This is a genomic window from Massilia sp. IC2-278 (assembly GCF_020708045.1).
In the GTDB taxonomy this organism is placed as follows: domain Bacteria; phylum Pseudomonadota; class Gammaproteobacteria; order Burkholderiales; family Burkholderiaceae_D; genus Telluria.
In genome coordinates this window covers 1,003,946-1,020,560 of record NZ_JAJFES010000001.1, presented here as the reverse complement: position 1 = coordinate 1,020,560, position 16,615 = coordinate 1,003,946, and the positions used below count along the sequence as shown (strand labels likewise).

Below are 16,615 nucleotides of genomic sequence, written 5' to 3'. Positions count from 1 at the left end.
AAAGAAGCAGAAGAGAAGCAGGAGACAAACATGAACTACAAAGCATCTTCACGCGGGAGGCTGCCATGATCGGCAATTTCATCGGCGTGCTATTCGACGGCGTTGCCTACGGCGCGCTGCTGTTCCTGATCAGCGTCGGCCTGTCGGTCACGATGGGCATGATGAACTTCATTAACCTGGCCCACGGCGCCTTCGCCATGGTCGGCGGCTATGTCTGCGTCACCTTGCTCAGCAAGCTAGGCCTGCCTTTCCTGGCCACGCTGCCGCTGGCCTTCGTCGCGGCGGCCGTAGTCGGCCTGGTGCTGGAACGCACCCTGTACCGCCAGCTGTATAAAGCCACCCACCTCGACCAGGTGCTGTTCTCGATCGGCCTGACCTTCATGGCGGTGGCCGGCGCCACCTTCCTGTTCGGCCCCACCCAGCAGCCGGTGCACCTGCCGGACTGGCTGCGCGGCCAGGTGCACGTGCTCGGCCTCGACCTCGGCGCCTACCGCCTGTTCCTGATCGCCGTGGTGATCCTGATTACCTTCGGCCTGTACCTGCTGATCGAGCGCACCCGCTTCGGCGCCCAGATCCGCGCCTCGGTCGACAACCAGACGGCGGCCGAAGGCCTGGGCATCAACGTCAGCCGCGTGTTCTCGCTGACCTTTGCGCTGGGCTCGGGCCTGGCCGGCCTGGGCGGCGGCCTCGGCATCGACGTGCTGGGCCTGGACCCGAGCTTCCCCGTCAAGTACATGGTCTACTTCCTGCTGGTCGTGGCCGTGGGCGGCGCCGGTTCCATCAAGGGGCCGCTGATCGCGGCGGTGATCCTCGGGGTGTTCGACGTCGCCGGTAAATACTATGTGCCGGAAGTGGGCGCCTTCGTCATCTACACGCTGATGGTGGTGCTGCTCATCCTGTTCCCGTTTGGCCTGGTACGGAGGAAAGCATGAACGCCTATTCGACGACGGCTCTCAAGGCCAAGGCTGCCACCGATACGCCGGCAGCGGCCGATTCCCAGCCTGTGAACCACAGCGCGCTGCGCCTGCCGAACGACCGCTGGAAGGCGCTGGAAATCGTGTTCTGGCTGCTGCCGGTCGCCTCCTACTTCTTCTTCCCGGACTACCTGGTCCTGATCAGCCAGATCATGATCATCGGCCTGTTCGCGATGTCGCTCGACCTGATCCTGGGCTATGCCGGCATCGTCTCGCTGGGCCACGCCGCCTTCTTCGGGCTGGGCGCCTACACCGCCGGCCTGCTGTCGGTGCATGGCTGGGGCGGGCCGATTTCCGGGCTGCTGGCGGCGGCGGTCGTGGCGGCGGTGGCCGGCTTCATCGTCAGCTTCCTGGTGATTCGCGGCCAGGACCTGGCGCGCCTGATGGTCACGCTCGGCATCGGCCTGATGCTGTTCGAGGCGGCGAATAAAGCGGCCTTCATCACCGGCGGCGTCGACGGGCTGTCGGGCATGGTGATGGAGCCGCTGTTCGGGGCCTTCGAGTTCGACCTCTTCGGCAAGACGGCCTTCTGGTACAGCTTCGCCGTGCTGTTCATCCTGTTCGTCGTCATGCGGCGCGTGGTGAGTTCGCCCTTCGGCCTGTCGCTGCGCGGCATCCGCGAAGGCGGGCGGCGCATGCCGGCCATCGGCGCGAACGTCGACCGCCGCCTGGTCGCCATCTTCACGCTCGGTGCGGCGGTGGCGGGCATTGCCGGCGCGCTGCTGGCCCAGACCACGCAGTTCGTGGGCCTGGACGTACTCGGCTTCCCGCGTTCGGCGGAACTGCTGATCATGCTGGTGCTGGGCGGGACCGGGCGCCTGTACGGCGCGCTCGTCGGCGCGGCCGTGTTCATGGTCGCGCAGGACAAGATCTCGGGCTTCGATCCGACCTACTGGCAGTTCTACATCGGCCTGCTGCTGGTGCTGATCGTGCTGTTCGCACGCGGCGGCATCCTGGGCGGCCTGGAGAAGATCGTCGCCCGTTTCAAACGTTCGGAGGCAGCATGACCATGACCCTGCGCACCGAAGCGCTCTGCAAGCAGTGGGGCGGCTTCAAGGCCAACACGGATATTTCGCTGACCTTCGAACCCGGCGCGCGCCATGCGCTGATCGGCCCGAACGGCGCCGGCAAGACCACCTTCATCAACCTGCTTACCGGCGGCTTTCCGCCATCGAGCGGCAAGGTGTTCCTGGGCGACGAGGACATCACCCGCCTGGCCCAGCACGAGCGCGTAAAACGTGGCATGACCCGCACCTTCCAGATCAATACCCTGTTCGCCGGCATGACCGTGCTGGAATCGGTGATGCTGGCGATCTGCGAGCGGCGCGGCCTGCAAAAGGTGTGGTGGGAGACGGTGGCGAACCACGCCGACGTGGTCGAGGAAGCGATGGCCTTGCTGGCCACGCTCAAGCTGACGAAGGAAGCGAACAGCATCACGCGCAGCATGGCCTACGGCAAGCAGCGCCTGGTGGAGATCGCCCTGGCGCTGGCCACCAGGCCGACGATCCTGCTGCTGGACGAACCGGCGGCCGGCATTCCATCGGCCGAGAGCAAGGAACTATTTGAGGTGATTGCCGGCCTGCCGCGCGACGTGACGGTGCTCTTCATCGAGCACGACATGGGCTTGGTGTTCCGCTTCGCCGACCGCATCACCGTGCTGGTGGGCGGCAAGGTGCTGACCGAAGGGACGCCCGAGGAAATCGCGGCCGATCCGCGCGTGAAGGAAGTGTATCTGGGGGAGGCCGAACATGCCTGAATTGCTTGCGCTGGACCGCGTGACCGCCGGCTATGGCGAGTCGATCGTGCTGGAAGACGTGTCGTTCGCGATGAACGAGGGCGACAGCCTGGCCCTCTTGGGCCGCAACGGCGTCGGCAAGACCAGTCTGCTCGTGACGCTGATGGGATTGACCAAGCTGCGCAAGGGCGCGATCCGCTGGGCCGGCGGCGACATCGCGCGCGTGCCGACCTATCAACGCTCGCGCTCGGGGCTGGGCTGGGTGCCGCAGGAGCGCCACATGTTCCCCTCGCTGACGGTCGAGGAACACTTGACCGTGGTGGAACGCCCGGGGCCGTGGAACCTGGCCAAGATCTACGAGATCTTCCCACGCTTGCACGAACGTCGCGCGAACATGGGCAATCAATTGTCTGGTGGCGAGCAACAAATGTTGGCCATCGCCCGGGCATTGATGACGAACCCGCGCATCCTGTTGCTGGACGAGCCGATGGAAGGCCTGGCCCCAATCATCGTGCAGGAACTGGTGCGCGTGATCCGGCGGCTGGTGGCGGACGAGGGCATGTCGGTGATCGTGGTCGAGCAGCATGCGCGGCTGGCCTTGTCGCTGACCTCGCGTGCGATCGTGCTGGATCGTGGGCGGATCGTGCATGACTCGGATTCGGCTAGCTTGCTGGCCGATGGCGAGAAGCTGGACCGGCTGGTAGCAGTTGCTTGACGCAGGGTGGACGGGTTCGCCGTCCACCCTGCGGTTTTCCAGACGCCCCGACGGGCGAACTTATAAAAACGAGGAGACAACGTGTCAAACAAAGCAAACACCACCCGCCGCCACATCCTGCTCGGCGCCGCCATGCTCACAGCAGGCTTCACTGCCCACGCCGCCGAACCCCTGAAAGTCGGCCTGATCGTCCCTATGTCCGGCCCCTTCGCCTCCACCGGCCGCCAGGTCGACGCAGCCGTGAAGCTCTTCCTCCAGCAGAATGGCAACACGGTCGCCGGCCGCCAGGTGCAGATCATCCTGAAGGACGACGGCGGCGTCTCGCCCGACGTCACCAAGCGCCTGGCCCAGGAACTGGTCGCGCGCGACAAGGTGCAGGTGCTGGCCGGCTTCGGGCTAACGCCGCTGGCCTTTGCCGCCGCCCCGGTCGCCACGCAAGCCAAGGTGCCGATGATCGTCATGAACGCCGCCACCTCGGTGATCCCGCAGCGCTCGCCCTATATCGTGCGCAGCGGCTTCACCCTGGCGCAAGTGACCGCGCCGATGGCGCAATGGGCGGCAAAGAACAAGATCAAGTCGGTGGTCACTTTCGTCTCCGACTACGGCCCCGGCATCGACGCCGAAAAGGTCTTCGTGAAGGACTTCACCGCGGCCGGCGGCAAGATCGTCGCCTCGCTGCGCGCACCGCTGCGCAATCCCGACTACGCGCCATTCCTGGCGCGCGTGAAGGATGCCAAGCCGGACGCCGTGTTCGTGTTCGTGCCGTCGGGGGAGGGCGCCGCCGTCCTGAAGCAGTTCACCGACCGAGGCCTGGCTGCCGCCGGCATTCGCTTGATCGCCACCGGCGACGTGCTGGATGACGACCTGATGCCGAGCATCGGCCAGGCTGCGCTGGGCGTGGTCAGCAGCCACCATTATTCGGCAGCCCACCCATCGCCCGAGAACAAGGCCTTCGTCGCCGCCTTCACCAAGGCGAACAAGGACATGCGGCCGAACTTCCACGCCGTTGGCGCGTACGACGGCATGCAGATGCTGTATGCGGCGCTGAAGAAAACGAACGGCGACAGCACGGGGCCGAAGCTGGTCGAAGCGATGAAGGGCCTGTCGTGGAATAGCGTGCGCGGGCCGGTGAGCATCGACCCCGCGACGCGCGATATCGTGCAGACCGTGTATATCCGCAAGGCCGAGCAGGTCGATGGCGGGATCTACAACGTCGAGTTCGACAAGGTCGAGAAGTTCAAGGACCCAGGCGTGGATTAAGACAAATAGCGCGGTTTTCGCAATCGCCAGTCCGGGACGTCTCCCGTAGGGTGGGCACTCTGTGCCCACGCGGATTCAACACACCAATAACGGCACAGGCAACAGCCCCATTAGCGCAAGCATACGGTGTTGATTTGCGGGGCCGATGCGCATTCGATGAGACCGCGTGGGCACAGGTGCCCACCCTACAACGTCAAAGGCGCCCGGCTCTGCCCGTTATTTTCGCGCACTAACTTACCCAGCAACTCCATGAACAGCGCTTGCTCGGCCTCACTCAACGGCGCCAGCAACCGATCCCGCAACTTCTGCGCCCCCGGCACCAGCCCCTGCAACAGCCGCGTCCCCTCAGCCGTAATGGTCAACGCCCGCTGCCTCCGATTATGCGGCAACACCTTCCGCTCCAGCAGCCCCTTTTCCTCCAGCCGCGCACACACCGTCGCCCCGGTCGAGGTATCGATCGCCGCCAGCCCCGCCAGCGACACCTGGTCGATCCCCGGATGCTCCGCCAGCCGGCTCAACATCGCATACTGCACCGGCGTCAATTCATCGCCCATTTCGTCGTAAAAGAGGGACACCGAAATCTGCTGCGCCCGCCGCAGCAAGTGCCCCGGATGTTCGTACAAATCCAGCATCCTGCCCTGGTTTTCGTGTGCTTTTTCTGTCGGCATATTTCCCATCTAAATCTGGTGCGCTGCACCATCAAAAAGTCTGAAAACCTAGTTTACTTTGTCCCGCAAACGCGTGATACTTTTTTCTACATTCAGTGCACTGAAGATTAAACCATCAAGGAGACGAGCATGTTCCCGAAAAACGCCTGGTACGTAGCCTGCACCCCCGACGAAATAGAAGGCAAGCCCCTCGGCCGCCAGATCTGCGGCGAGAAAATCGTGTTCTACCGCGGGCAAGGCGGCAAGGTCGCCGCCGTCGAAGACTTCTGCCCGCACCGCGGCGCGCCGCTGTCGCTCGGTTTCGTCCGCGACGGTAACCTGGTCTGCGGCTACCACGGCCTGGAGATGGGCTGCGAAGGCAAGGCGGTCAGCATGCCCGGCCAGCGCGTGCGCGGCTTCCCTTGCATCCGCAGCTACGCCGTCGAAGAGCGCTACGGCTTCATCTGGGTCTGGCCGGGCGACAAGGCGGTGGCCGATCCGGCCACCATCCACCACCTGGAGTGGGCCGATAACCCGGAGTGGGCCTACGGCGGCGGCCTGTACCACATCAACTGCGACTATCGCCTGATGGTCGATAACCTGATGGACCTGACCCACGAAACCTACGTGCATGCCTCGTCCATCGGCCAGAAGGAAATCGACGAGGCGCCCGTGACCACCAAGCTCGAAGGCGAGCAGGTGGTGACCAGCCGCTTCATGGAGAACATCATGCCGCCGCCGTTCTGGCAGGCGGCGCTGCGCGGCAACGGCCTGGCCGACGATGTACCGGTCGACCGCTGGCAGATCTGCCGCTTCAACGCGCCGAGCCACGTGATGATCGAGGTCGGCGTGGCGCACGCGGGCAAGGGCGGCTACCATGCGCCGGCCGAATGCAAGGCGTCGAGTATCGTGGTCGACTTCATCACGCCCGAAACCGAAACCTCGCACTGGTACTTCTGGGGCATGGCGCGCCACTTCAAGCCGGACGACGCGGCGCTGACCGACACCATCCGCACCGGCCAGGGCAAGATCTTCAGCGAAGACCGCGAGATGCTGGAGCTGCAGCAGCAGAACATCCTGCGCCACCCGGACCGTAAGCTCCTGATGCTGAACATCGACGCCGGCGGCGTGCAGTCGCGCCGCGTCATCGACGCATGGCTGGCGCGCGAGCAGCCGCAACAGCACGAGGTGGCGGCATGAGCACCATCGAAGTGAAGGTGGCGAACCGTGTCTGCGAGGCTGATGGCATCTGCAGCTACGAACTGGTGCGCACCGATGGCCAGGCCTTGCCGCCTTTCGAGGCCGGCGCCCACATTGACGTGCACCTGGCCGGGAACCTGATCCGCCAGTATTCGCTCTGCAATGCACCGGGCGAGACCCACCGCTACCAGATCGGCGTGCTGCGCGACGCCGACTCGCGCGGCGGTTCGCAGGCCATGCACGATCATGTGGACCTCGGATCGGTCCTGCAGATCAGCGCGCCGAAGAACCATTTTCCGCTGCTTGAGGCGCAGCGCACCGTGCTGCTGGCGGGCGGGATCGGGGTGACGCCGATCCTGGCGATGGCTGAATCGCTGGCAGCCAAGGGAGCCGCTTTCGAGATGCATTATTGCGCCCGTTCGCCGGAGAAGGCGGCGTTCAAGGAGCGCCTGGCGACCTGCGGCTTCGCGGCGCAGGTGCAGTTTCATTACGATAGCGGCGACGCGGGGCAGAAGCTCGACCTGGCGACGCTGCTGGCGAAGCCGGAAGAGGGCACGCACGTCTACGTGTGCGGTCCGCAGGGCTTTATCGAGTATGTGATGAACACGGCCAATGCGCAGGGCTGGCCAGCGGCGCAGCTGCACGTGGAATATTTCAGTGCGGCGGCGGTGGATACCAGCGGGGATGGGTCGTTCGAGGTCAAGCTGGCCTCGAGCGGGCAGACGTTTACCATCCCGGCCGGGAAGACGGTGATCAAGATCCTGGAAGAGCAGGGTGTGGTGATTCCGTATTCCTGCGAGGAGGGGGTGTGCGGGACCTGCCTGACGCGCGTGATCGAGGGTGTGCCGGATCACCGCGACATGTACCTGACCGAAGAGGAGCAGGCGGCGAACGATCAGTTTACGCCGTGCTGTTCAAGGGCGAAGACGCCAATGCTGGTGCTGGGCTTATAAAATCGGGAACCTTCCCCGTACGGTGGGCACTCCGTGCCCACGCGGCTACGTGCGTTTGCTTACACCTGTGACAGGGAGGTTTCGCCCGCAAACCTATCTCTGTGCCTGCGTCCCGACCCTACCGGGTGGTGATTCGACTTGCGGATGCCGCACCGCGTGGGCTCGGGAGCCCACCCTAAGAAACCGTGCTGGCATCTCGATGCCTACCGGGCGGTGTTTCGATTTGCAGGTGCAGTACAGCGTGGACACGGGTGTCCACCCTACACGGGACGGGTTTGGGTGCCGGCGCCACGCGTAACGTGCAGCATGCGGCTTGGGGTGCGGACCTTGGCGGTGTGCCAGACGCCGCGTGGTACGACCACGGCGCCGGTGCCATCCACGGCAATGCGCTCGATCGTGCCTTCACGTTCCAGCAACAACTCCACCGCGCCCGATAATAAGTAAACGAATTCGTCACCTTCCGGATGCATCTCCCAGGTCGGCCAATCCTCGGTGAACTCGTACTCGCTGATCAGCCATCCCCGGCCGCTTTGTTCAGCTTCGCCCTCGGGAAGCTGCCAGAACTCGGCGGCGGAAAACGTGCGCGCAGCGCCGTCTTCGGCAAGATGAACGTAGGTGTGCTGGGGATGCAGGACCATGACCGCTCCGATGGATGCGAAGGAAGTCCCGTCATCCTAGCATCACACCGGCCGCCCGGATCAGATCCAGGTAACGAAGCCGACCACCGCCTCCTGGAACGCCTGCGGCTGCTCGATCGCGCTCAGGTGCGACGCCTCCTGCAGCACCACCAGGCGCGCTTCGGGAATGCCATCGGCCAGCGCCTGCGCCATCGCCACCGGCGTGCCCTGGTCCAGTTCACCGGCAATCACCAGCGTCGGCACGGCGATCGAGCCCAGGCGCGAAGCCGTATCCACCTTGCCCACCGCATTGCAGCAGCCCACATAGCCGACCGCATCGGTGCTCACCACACGGCGGCGGAAGCGCGCCACGGTGCCCGGCTTCTGCGCACGGAAGCCATCGTGGAAGTAGCGCCCCATCACCGCATCGGCGATCGCCTCGATTCCCTGTTCGCGCACGGTGGCGATGCGCTGCTCCCAGACCGCCTGCGCGGCTTCCGGGTAGCCGCTCGTGGTATTCGCCAGCACCAGCGCGCGCACCAGGGCAGGGTGGCGCAGCGCCAGCTCCTGGCCGACCATGCCGCCCATCGACAAACCGACCCACACCACCGGCCCGGTATCGAGTTCGCGCAGCAGGCGCGCGGCGTCGTCGGCCAGTTCGGCCATCGAGTACAGGGCGTCGGGCGCATCGGAACTGCCATGCCCGCGGTGGTCGTAGGCGATCACGCGGTGTTCAAGCGCCAGGGTGTTGGCCAGCGTATCCCACATGGTCAGGTCGCAGCCCAGCGCGTGGCTGAGCACCACCGTGTGGCGCGGCGCCTTGCCATTGCGCGGTTCGCGCACGCTGTAGTGGAGTACCGGGCTGCTGGCGGTGCGGCCTTCGCGGCCGATGCCGCTGTGGCTTGCATCGGCCGGGGCGGCAGGCTCCAGCACGTACCCAATCTGTTCGCCCACCTCGCGCAGGATCGCCAGCGTATGCGTAAAGGCGGTATTCGCCGCCGGTACGCCGGCGTAGATGGCCGACTGCATCAGGATTTCCATGATCTCGTCGGGCGTGAGGCGGCTGCCCTCGTCGCCCAGCAGCGCGGCGCGCACGTGCAACTCGAATTCTTCCCAGCGCCCGAGCGCGACCGTGATCGACAGGACGATCGCGCGGCGCGTCTTGTGGTCCAGGCCGGGCCGGCCCCAGATCTCGTTCCAGGCGAAGCGGGTGATGAAATTTTGGAAGTCGGCATTGAAGCCGGTGGCCTTGTCCAGCGAACGGTCCACCCAGGCGTCGCCGAGCACATTGCGGCGGTTTTGCAGGCCGCGTTCGAAGTCGTGGTCAATCGGGTCGAAACTCATGTTTTGTCAATCACTCGTGAAAAGGGTGGTGGTGGCCGAAGGCGGCCATGTCGGCGCGCAGTCCGTCCAGCTGGCGCTCGGCCAGGCGGCGTGCGGGCAGGGCGGCGGTGGCGGGGTCGAAGATGCTGGCCAGCTTGTCGAGGTCCACATGCGAGGCCAGGGCCGGATCGGCCTGTACCGCCTCCTTCAGCAGTTCGTCGAGGCCGTGCTTGCCGCCGGCGGCGCGGCCGCTCAGGTCTTCCAGCAGCGCGTGCGCTTTCGGGCGGCCGACGGCCGAAGCCAGGTAGCTCGATGCCGCTTCCGCAAACACCAGTCCGTGCAGGGCGTGGATATTCGCCAGCATGCGCTCGCTGTCGACCTTCAGGCCGGCAAAGGCTTCGTGCAGCGCGCGCAGGGCGCCGTGCGCCGACAGGAACAGTTGCGGCCACTCGGCCAGTTCCGCCTGCCAGTTGCCGAGCCCGCGCTCGTGTTCTCCGTTCATGCAGGCCAGCAGGGCCGCCGCGTGCTGGGGAGTGCGCCGCGCCGCGGCAATCGTGATCATGGCCGACACCGGATTGCGCTTGTGCGGCATGGCCGAGGAGCCGCCGCGCCCGCCGCCGGAGGGCTCGGCCAGCTCGCCGATTTCTCCCTGCGCCATCAGACTCAGGTCGGTGGCCAGCTTGCCCAGGCTGCCGGTGAGTACGGCGACTTCCATGCCGAGCCGCACCCATTCGTCGCGCTGGGTATGCCAGGCGGCGTCGGCCACCTTCAGGCCCAGTTCGCGCGCCATGCGTTCGGCCACGGCATGCCCGGCCTCGCCCATCACCGACAGGGTGCCGACCGCGCCGCCCAGCTGCAGCTGCAGCGCGCGCGACGCCGCCTCGCGCAATCTCGCCCGTGCGCGCACCAGCGGCGCCAGCCAGCCGGCGGCCTTGAAGCCGAGACTGGTCACCTGGGCCGGCTGCATCAGCGTGCGCGCCAGTACAGGCGTGGCCAGGTGCGCGTCGGCCAGGCGCAGCAGGTGGCCGCACAGGTCGTGCAGGCCGTCGTCGAGCAGTTGCAGGGCTTCGCGCGTGACCAGCACCATCGCCGTGTCGATCACGTCCTGGCTGGTGCTGCCCCAGTGTACGTGGCGCGCCGCCGCTTCATCGTAGAGGCCGACGGTCCTGGTCAGTTCCTTCACCAGCGGAATGGCCAGGCTGCCGGCGCGGCGGCCGGCGACGATCAGGGCCGGGATGTCGTAGAGCTGGGCATTGCACACGCCCGCAATCGCGCTGGCGGCGGCCTTTGGAATCAGGCCTTCCTCGGCCTGGGCCCGCGCCAGGGCGGCCTCGAAACGGAACATCGCCTGCACGACCGCCGCGTCGTCGAAGGCGGCGATCATGTCGGGCGTGGTCAGGAAACTGTCGAAGATCGACACACTCATGCAGGCTCCCGTGGTTGATGCGTAGGCTTATGCATAGTCGAAGAAGACGGTTTCCTTCTCGGTCTGCATCCAGATGTCCCAATGATACTGCTCGTCGCCGGTTTTCCGCGCCAGCAGGGTGGCGCGGCGCTCTTCCGGCACCTGGTTCAGGATGGTCGACTGGGCCAGGCCGGTGTCGTCTTCCAAAAAGACGGCAGTGAACTGGTGCTTGACCAGGCCGCGCGCGAATACGGTCACGTACATGACCGGCTCGCCGCGCGTGGCCGGCTGCGGCAGCGACACGCGCATGCTGAACTCGCCGTCGGCGCCGCTCGGCACGCGGCGGAAACCGGGAATCGCCTGCTCGGCTTCAATGGCGGCGCCATCCGGCATCCAGGCTTCGATCTGGGCATCGTTGATCGGGTTGCCGTCGCCGTCGTAGATGACGCCGCTGACCAGGATGCTGGGGCCGTCGATCTTCAGGGTGCCGGGCTGCGCGGCGTCGGTGGCCCACTTCCAGGCTTCGTGCGAGAACGGGCCGATGGTTTGCGACGTCGTGATCTTTGCAGTGATGTTTTCCATGGTCGTCTCCTTACAGGCCCATCGGCGTGGCGTTGCGTCCGCGCAGGACGATGTCGAATTCGTAGCCGAGCATCTCGGCGCCCACGGTTTGCTCCAGGCTGAAGCGCGAAACCAGGCGCTGGCGCGCCGCTTCGTCGGGAATGCTCTGGAAGATCGGGTCGTAGTCGAACAGCGGGTCGCTCGGGAAGTACATCTGCGTCACCAGGCGCTGGGCGTACACGTTGCCGAACAGGGAAAAGTGGATGTGGGCCGGGCGCCAGGCTTTGTCGTGGTTGCCCCAGGGGTAGGGGCCGGGCTTGATGGTGACGAAGCGGTAGCGACCGTCGTCGTCGGTCAGCATCTTGCCGAGGCCATAGAAATTCGGGTCGAGCGGCGCGGCGTGCTGGTCGCGGCTGTGCCAGTAGCGGCCGGCCGAGTTGCATTGCCAGACTTCGACCAGCGAGTTGCGCACCGGCTTGCCGTCCTCGTCGAGCACGCGGCCGGTGACGACGATCTTTTCGCCCAGCGGCTCGGATTCGCCGTGCGCAGTCAGGTCGGCGTCGTGCGGCAGCAGGATGCGCGGGGTGGCGGCGATGTTCTGCGATACCGGCACGGGCGCCTCGATGCGCAGGCTCGGCTGCAGGGGGCCGCGCTTGACGGTGGATTTATACGGGGGATAGATGAGTTCCGGCCAGGTGCCCGGTTCGACGGTATCGAATTTCACGGCGTGTCTCCTTCGCTTTGGTCTTGGTGCCAAAAATGGTAGGCAATCACGCATTTACTCACAAGCGGTGGCGTAACGGCGATGATCGCAGAGCGCACGAAGTGTGCGATACTCGCACAAACCGTGGATTTTCTGCTCACAATGGCGCCAGACAGCGAAGCACCTCTCGAACGCGACCTCGTCACCGGCCTGGAAAAGGGCCTGAAAGTCATCGAAGCCTTCGACCAGGAGCGCTCGCGCCTGACCATTGCCGAAGTCGCCGAAGCCACCGGCCTGACCCGCGCCGCGGCCCGGCGCTACCTGATCACGCTGACCCACCTCGGCTACATGCGCCACGAAAACAAGCTGTTTTCGCTGACGCCGGCAGTGCTGCGGCTGGGCCAGTCCTACCTGCACTCGGCGCGCCTGCCGCGCATTGCCCAGCCGCTGCTGTACCGGCTGGCCTACTCGCTCGGCGAGGCCGCCTCGGTAGGGGTGCTCGACCACGACCAGCTGGTGTGCGTGGCGGCGGTCAGCGCCGGGCAGCTGGTGTCGGCCACGCTGCAGCCGGGCACGCGGGTGCCGGCCTACTGCACCGCGAACGGGCGCATGCTGCTGGCCAGCCTGTCGCAGGAGCAGATCGATCGCTTCCTGGGCCGCGCCGAGCCCGAGCAGATCACCCGGCATACCATCGTCAACAAGGAGCGCCTGGCGCTGGAAATCGCGCGGGCGCGGGCGCAGGGCTATGCGCTGGTCGACCAGGAGCTGGAGCTGGGCTTGCGCACGGTGGCTGTCCCGTTGCGCAATTTCCGCGGCGAGGTGGTGGCGGCGATGAATGTCAGCGTGCACGCCGGCAGGTTGCCGGTGGAGCAGATGGTCGAGCACTGTTTGCCGGCGATGATCAAGATCCAGGTGGAATTGGGGGCTTTACTATGAATGCGGGCTCCCGTCATTTTCTGTTTCTCGGAATTATTTTATTGTTAATATAAGCGGATCATTCGTCTATTTAGCGTCAACGAGAGGATGCCGCGCATGCCCTTAATCTCCAACGAGCCTGGCAGGCAAGATTTACCCCGCTACAGCATGTGAGGCATGATGCTCCCGCTCGCATTGATGGCTTCCGTTTGGTGTGTCAGCGTTCCTGCGCATGCAGGCGTACCAGTTTTGTGCGGAAATGGCATAAGCTGGGCGTCGGCGACGTTTGTGTCGATGTATTCCGAAGAGAGCAAAACCAGTATGCGCATCCAGCGTTACACGAATGCCGTTCGCATCGACATCGACAGCGCTGGTGCAGAGAAATCCTTGATCGAACTGGAAAAAGGCGAACAGTTTTACCGTGGCGCAGTTCACGGACCCAAGGACTTCATGTTTGCCGACCTCGCGGCCAGTGCACCGGTTCATATCCTCCAGAAGAAGTTTGCCACGCCATGCGATGCGTTCCTGGCATCGGCGTTCCAGCTAACACCCGGCAAGGACGATGGGTGGGGCAGGGGCGCCGACAGGGTTACCGGGACAGTCGAGGGCGAACGCGATTCATTGCGCTATACGCTCGATTTCTATGCGAACGGGGTGCGGCAACCCGAAAAACGCGTCGTTGGAAAATGGGCAGCGACAGCGATCAATGCGATTCCACTCGAAACGGACATTCGGGGGTGGGTGCTACAAAGAGGGGATGGCAACACGCCTGAAAAGATGGCGTCGACGACCATTCAAGAATGGTACGAACTGCGCGGCAATACCCGCTAGGCTCACATGCCGTACCTTCTGGCTTTGTCATCTGCGATCAATCTTTAATTGACTTAGTGACAACAGTTGTCTCTTTTTCGCGAACAAATGTTCGTTAATGCCCGATGCCTGTCCTCGTTGAACGACAGGCAGTAAGCCAGTCGGCTCGCACGGTATCCGTGCGCCGAAGGCTGCATATCGCTCAAATTGTTGCATAAGCATAGGACGAATCGTTATTGGTGTCACAATGGCCTCCCTGTTAAGCTTGGTCACCGTCGGCAGCCATGGAGCTGTCGCCTCACATCCAAGAAAACAGAGAGAATTCATGAGCTGCAGACACCCACACGCCAACCCGGCCCGCGCCGTCCTCGTACTCGGCCTGATCGCCGCCCTGGTCCCACCAGCGGCCTTCGCCCAGACCGCCCCAGTCCCCCAGGACGCGCAACAAGACAACGCCCAGCTGCAAACCGTCGTCGTCACCGGCACCCGCTCCCTGAACCGCCGCACCCTGGAAACCGAGTCCCCGGTCGACGTCATCGGCAGCAAGGAGCTGCTGAGCACCGGATCGAGCGAGCTGGCCACCGTGCTGGGCCGCCTGCTGCCGTCGATGAACTTCCCGCGCCCGACCGGCGCCGACGCCAGCGACGCGGTGCGTCCGGCACAGCTGCGCGGCCTGTCGCCCGACCAGACCCTGGTGCTGGTGAACGGCAAGCGCCGCCATGCGTCGAGCGTGGTGAACGTCAACGGCACCCTCGGCCGTGGTTCGGCCCCGGTCGACCTGAATGCGATCCCGCTGGCCGCCATCGACCACATCGAGGTGCTGCGCGACGGCGCCGCCGCCCAATACGGCTCGGACGCGATCGCGGGCGTGGTCAACATCATCCTGAAAAAGGGCGCCGATGGCGGCGAGGCCGAGCTGGTCTACGGCCAATACGACAAGGGCGACGGCGAACAGGTGACCGTGCGCGGCTCGGCTGGCTTCAAGATCGGCGAGGATGGCTGGGTGCGCGTGGCGGTGGAAGCGGCCGACCGCGACTACACCAACCGTGCCTTCGCCGACCCGCGTCCGTCGGCCGGCCCGCGCCAAGGCACCGTGACCCAGCGCTACGGCGACCCGGACAGCAAACCGCGCACGCTGTTCCTGAATAGCCAGATCCGCATCAACGAGAACATGGACTGGTACGGCTTCGCCAACTACGGCGAGCGCAAGACCTCGTCGGCAGCGACCTTCCGCACCGCCTTTACCGACAACACGCAGACCACGCTGCGCACCCCGTTGTATCCCGAAGGCTTCAGCCCGCTGCTGGACAGCAAATCGGAAGACTCATCGCTGGTCACCGGCCTGCGCGGCGACCTGGCCGGCTGGCGCTGGGATGCGAGCGTCAACTTCGGCCGCAACCGCTTCACGCTCGACGTCGACAACACCGTCAACTACAGCCTGGGCGCCGCCAGCCCGACCAGCTTTTATGCGGGCGAGCTGATCTCGACCCAGAAGCTGGCCAACCTCGATGTCGCGCGCGACATTCCGGTCTCCTTCATGAGCGGCCCGCTGACGGTGGCCCTCGGCGCCGAGGCGCGTTTCGAGTCGTACAAGATCGGCGCGGGCGAAGCGAATTCGTATTTCGGCGGCGGCGCCCAGGGTTACTCCGGCTTCCGTCCCGAGAACGCCGGCAAGAACACGCGCAACAACAAGTCGCTCTACCTGAACCTGGAAGGCGAGATCACGCAGGACCTGTCGGGTGCGCTGGCGGTGCGCCATGAGCGCTACAGCGACTTCGGCAACACCACCTCGGCCAAGGCCTCGGCGCGCTACGCATTCACGCCGGAATTCGCGCTGCGCGGCACCGCGTCGAGCGGCTTCCGCGCGCCCTCGCTGGCCCAGTCGTTCTACACGATCACGACCACCAATTCGCTGCTGGTGAACGGCACCAGCGCGCTGGTCGAAACCGGCACCTTCCCGGTCGCCAGCGCCGCCGCCGCCGCCCTCGGCGCGCAGCCGCTGAAGGCGGAAAAGGCGCGCAACCTGAGCATCGGCGCGCAGTGGCAGCCAACCCGCAACTGGACCACGACCCTCGATCTCTACCGCATCGACATCGACGACCGCATCGTGTTCTCGTCGAACCTGCAGCTGGCCAATGCGCCGGCGCTCGCCAATACCCTGGCCAGCCAGGGCATCTACGTCGGCGCCGCGCGCTACTTCACGAATGCCGTGGACACCCGCACGAAGGGCGTGGACCTGGTCAGCACCTATCGCCTGAACCTCCAGCAGTACGGCCGCGCCGACCTGACGCTCGCCTACAACCACAACGACAACGAAGTAAAACGCGTGGCCGACTCGCCGGCCGTGCTGGCGGCGCAGAACCTGCGCCTGGTTGACCGCCAGACCGTGAACCGCCTGACCGTCGGCTCGCCGAAGGACAAGTTCAGCCTGGCCGGCGACTACACCCGCGGCATCTGGAACGGGCGCGCCACCGTCACCCGTTACGGTGAGTTCACCGTGCCGCAGAACGACCCGGCGCTGGACCAGGACTACGATCCGCAATGGGTGCTCGACCTGGCCGCCAGCGTGCGTGTCGGCAGCGGGTGGCGCCTGACCGCCGGCATCGACAACGCCACTAACCGCTATCCGGCGCAGGTGACCTCGCTGGCCAACCTGAACGTGAACGGCACCCAGCCGTACAGCGTGTGGGCGCCGAACGGCTTCAATGGCCGCTACTACTACCTGAAGGCGGGCTATACCTGGTGATGAAAAGCCGCCTGCGCTCCCGCGGCGCAGGCGGCATTCCGGTGTGTGCGA

General features: G+C 65.3%; 16 protein-coding genes. 10 read left to right on the top strand and 6 right to left on the bottom strand.

What is annotated here, in order from left to right; all coding sequences use genetic code 11:
• Positions 1-65 precede the first annotated feature (65 nt).
• The 5 genes from LK540_RS04455 (at position 66) to LK540_RS04435 (ending at position 4,684) form a co-directional block, all read left to right on the top strand.
• Entirely contained in the window at positions 66-932 is an 867-nt protein-coding gene (locus LK540_RS04455; RefSeq protein WP_229435818.1) for a branched-chain amino acid ABC transporter permease, read from the top strand.
• Positions 929-1,981 carry a branched-chain amino acid ABC transporter permease gene (locus LK540_RS04450; protein ID WP_229435817.1) on the top strand — a complete coding sequence of 351 codons (1,053 nt, stop codon included), beginning with the start codon at positions 929-931 and terminating at the stop codon, positions 1,979-1,981. The genes LK540_RS04455 and LK540_RS04450 overlap by 4 nt, the downstream gene beginning before the upstream one ends.
• A complete protein-coding gene (locus LK540_RS04445; protein ID WP_229435816.1) occupies positions 1,978-2,730 on the top strand; it encodes an ABC transporter ATP-binding protein in 753 nt (250 codons plus the stop codon). The genes LK540_RS04450 and LK540_RS04445 overlap by 4 nt, the downstream gene beginning before the upstream one ends.
• Positions 2,723-3,424, top strand: coding sequence for an ABC transporter ATP-binding protein (locus LK540_RS04440; protein WP_229435815.1), 702 nt, complete (start codon positions 2,723-2,725; stop codon positions 3,422-3,424). Before LK540_RS04445 ends, LK540_RS04440 begins: the two co-directional genes overlap by 8 nt.
• A gap of 132 nt (positions 3,425-3,556) precedes the next feature.
• Positions 3,557-4,684 (top strand): ABC transporter substrate-binding protein, encoded by a 1,128-nt coding sequence (locus LK540_RS04435; protein ID WP_229435926.1) that lies wholly within the window; start codon positions 3,557-3,559, stop codon positions 4,682-4,684.
• 185 nt (positions 4,685-4,869) lie between these two features.
• Here the strand turns inward: LK540_RS04435 and LK540_RS04430 are convergent, their stop codons facing one another.
• Positions 4,870-5,352 (bottom strand): MarR family winged helix-turn-helix transcriptional regulator, encoded by a 483-nt coding sequence (locus LK540_RS04430; RefSeq protein ID WP_229435925.1) that lies wholly within the window; start codon positions 5,350-5,352, stop codon positions 4,870-4,872.
• 129 nt (positions 5,353-5,481) lie between these two features.
• Between LK540_RS04430 and LK540_RS04425 the strand changes: the two genes are divergently transcribed.
• Complete coding sequence (locus LK540_RS04425) at positions 5,482-6,531, top strand: aromatic ring-hydroxylating dioxygenase subunit alpha (RefSeq protein ID WP_229435814.1); 1,050 nt, start codon at positions 5,482-5,484, stop codon at positions 6,529-6,531.
• The gene (locus LK540_RS04420; RefSeq protein WP_229435813.1) at positions 6,528-7,484 is read left to right on the top strand and encodes a PDR/VanB family oxidoreductase; all 957 of its coding nucleotides are present in this window, start codon (positions 6,528-6,530) and stop codon (positions 7,482-7,484) included. Before LK540_RS04425 ends, LK540_RS04420 begins: the two co-directional genes overlap by 4 nt.
• 260 nt (positions 7,485-7,744) lie before the next feature.
• Here the strand turns inward: LK540_RS04420 and LK540_RS04415 are convergent, their stop codons facing one another.
• The 5 genes from LK540_RS04415 to pcaH are packed head-to-tail and all read right to left on the bottom strand — an operon-like array spanning position 7,745 to position 12,114.
• Positions 7,745-8,122: a cupin gene (locus tag LK540_RS04415; protein ID WP_229435812.1), complete on the bottom strand. Its 378-nt coding sequence runs from the start codon at positions 8,120-8,122 to the stop codon at positions 7,745-7,747.
• Positions 8,123-8,182: 60 nt separating this feature from the next.
• A complete protein-coding gene (gene pcaD / locus LK540_RS04410) occupies positions 8,183-9,445 on the bottom strand; it encodes a 3-oxoadipate enol-lactonase (protein WP_229435811.1) in 1,263 nt (420 codons plus the stop codon).
• Between the two features lie 10 nt (positions 9,446-9,455).
• A complete protein-coding gene (pcaB, locus tag LK540_RS04405; RefSeq protein WP_229435810.1) occupies positions 9,456-10,850 on the bottom strand; it encodes a 3-carboxy-cis,cis-muconate cycloisomerase in 1,395 nt (464 codons plus the stop codon).
• A 27-nt stretch (positions 10,851-10,877) separates the two neighbouring features.
• The gene (locus LK540_RS04400; RefSeq protein ID WP_229435809.1) at positions 10,878-11,411 is read right to left on the bottom strand and encodes a protocatechuate 3,4-dioxygenase; all 534 of its coding nucleotides are present in this window, start codon (positions 11,409-11,411) and stop codon (positions 10,878-10,880) included.
• Between the two features lie 10 nt (positions 11,412-11,421).
• Positions 11,422-12,114, bottom strand: a complete 693-nt coding sequence (pcaH, locus tag LK540_RS04395; RefSeq protein WP_229435808.1) for a protocatechuate 3,4-dioxygenase subunit beta — start codon at positions 12,112-12,114, stop codon at positions 11,422-11,424.
• Positions 12,115-12,255: 141 nt separating this feature from the next.
• Between pcaH and LK540_RS04390 the strand changes: the two genes are divergently transcribed.
• From LK540_RS04390 to LK540_RS04380, 3 genes are all read left to right on the top strand, one after another.
• Positions 12,256-13,029: an IclR family transcriptional regulator C-terminal domain-containing protein gene (locus LK540_RS04390; protein ID WP_229435807.1), complete on the top strand. Its 774-nt coding sequence runs from the start codon at positions 12,256-12,258 to the stop codon at positions 13,027-13,029.
• A 156-nt stretch (positions 13,030-13,185) separates the two neighbouring features.
• Complete coding sequence (locus tag LK540_RS04385) at positions 13,186-13,839, top strand: hypothetical protein (RefSeq protein ID WP_229435806.1); 654 nt, start codon at positions 13,186-13,188, stop codon at positions 13,837-13,839.
• A gap of 304 nt (positions 13,840-14,143) precedes the next feature.
• On the top strand, positions 14,144-16,564 hold the full coding sequence (locus tag LK540_RS04380; protein ID WP_229435805.1) for a TonB-dependent siderophore receptor: 2,421 nt from the start codon (positions 14,144-14,146) through the stop codon (positions 16,562-16,564).
• The last annotated feature ends 51 nt before the right edge of the window (positions 16,565-16,615 follow it).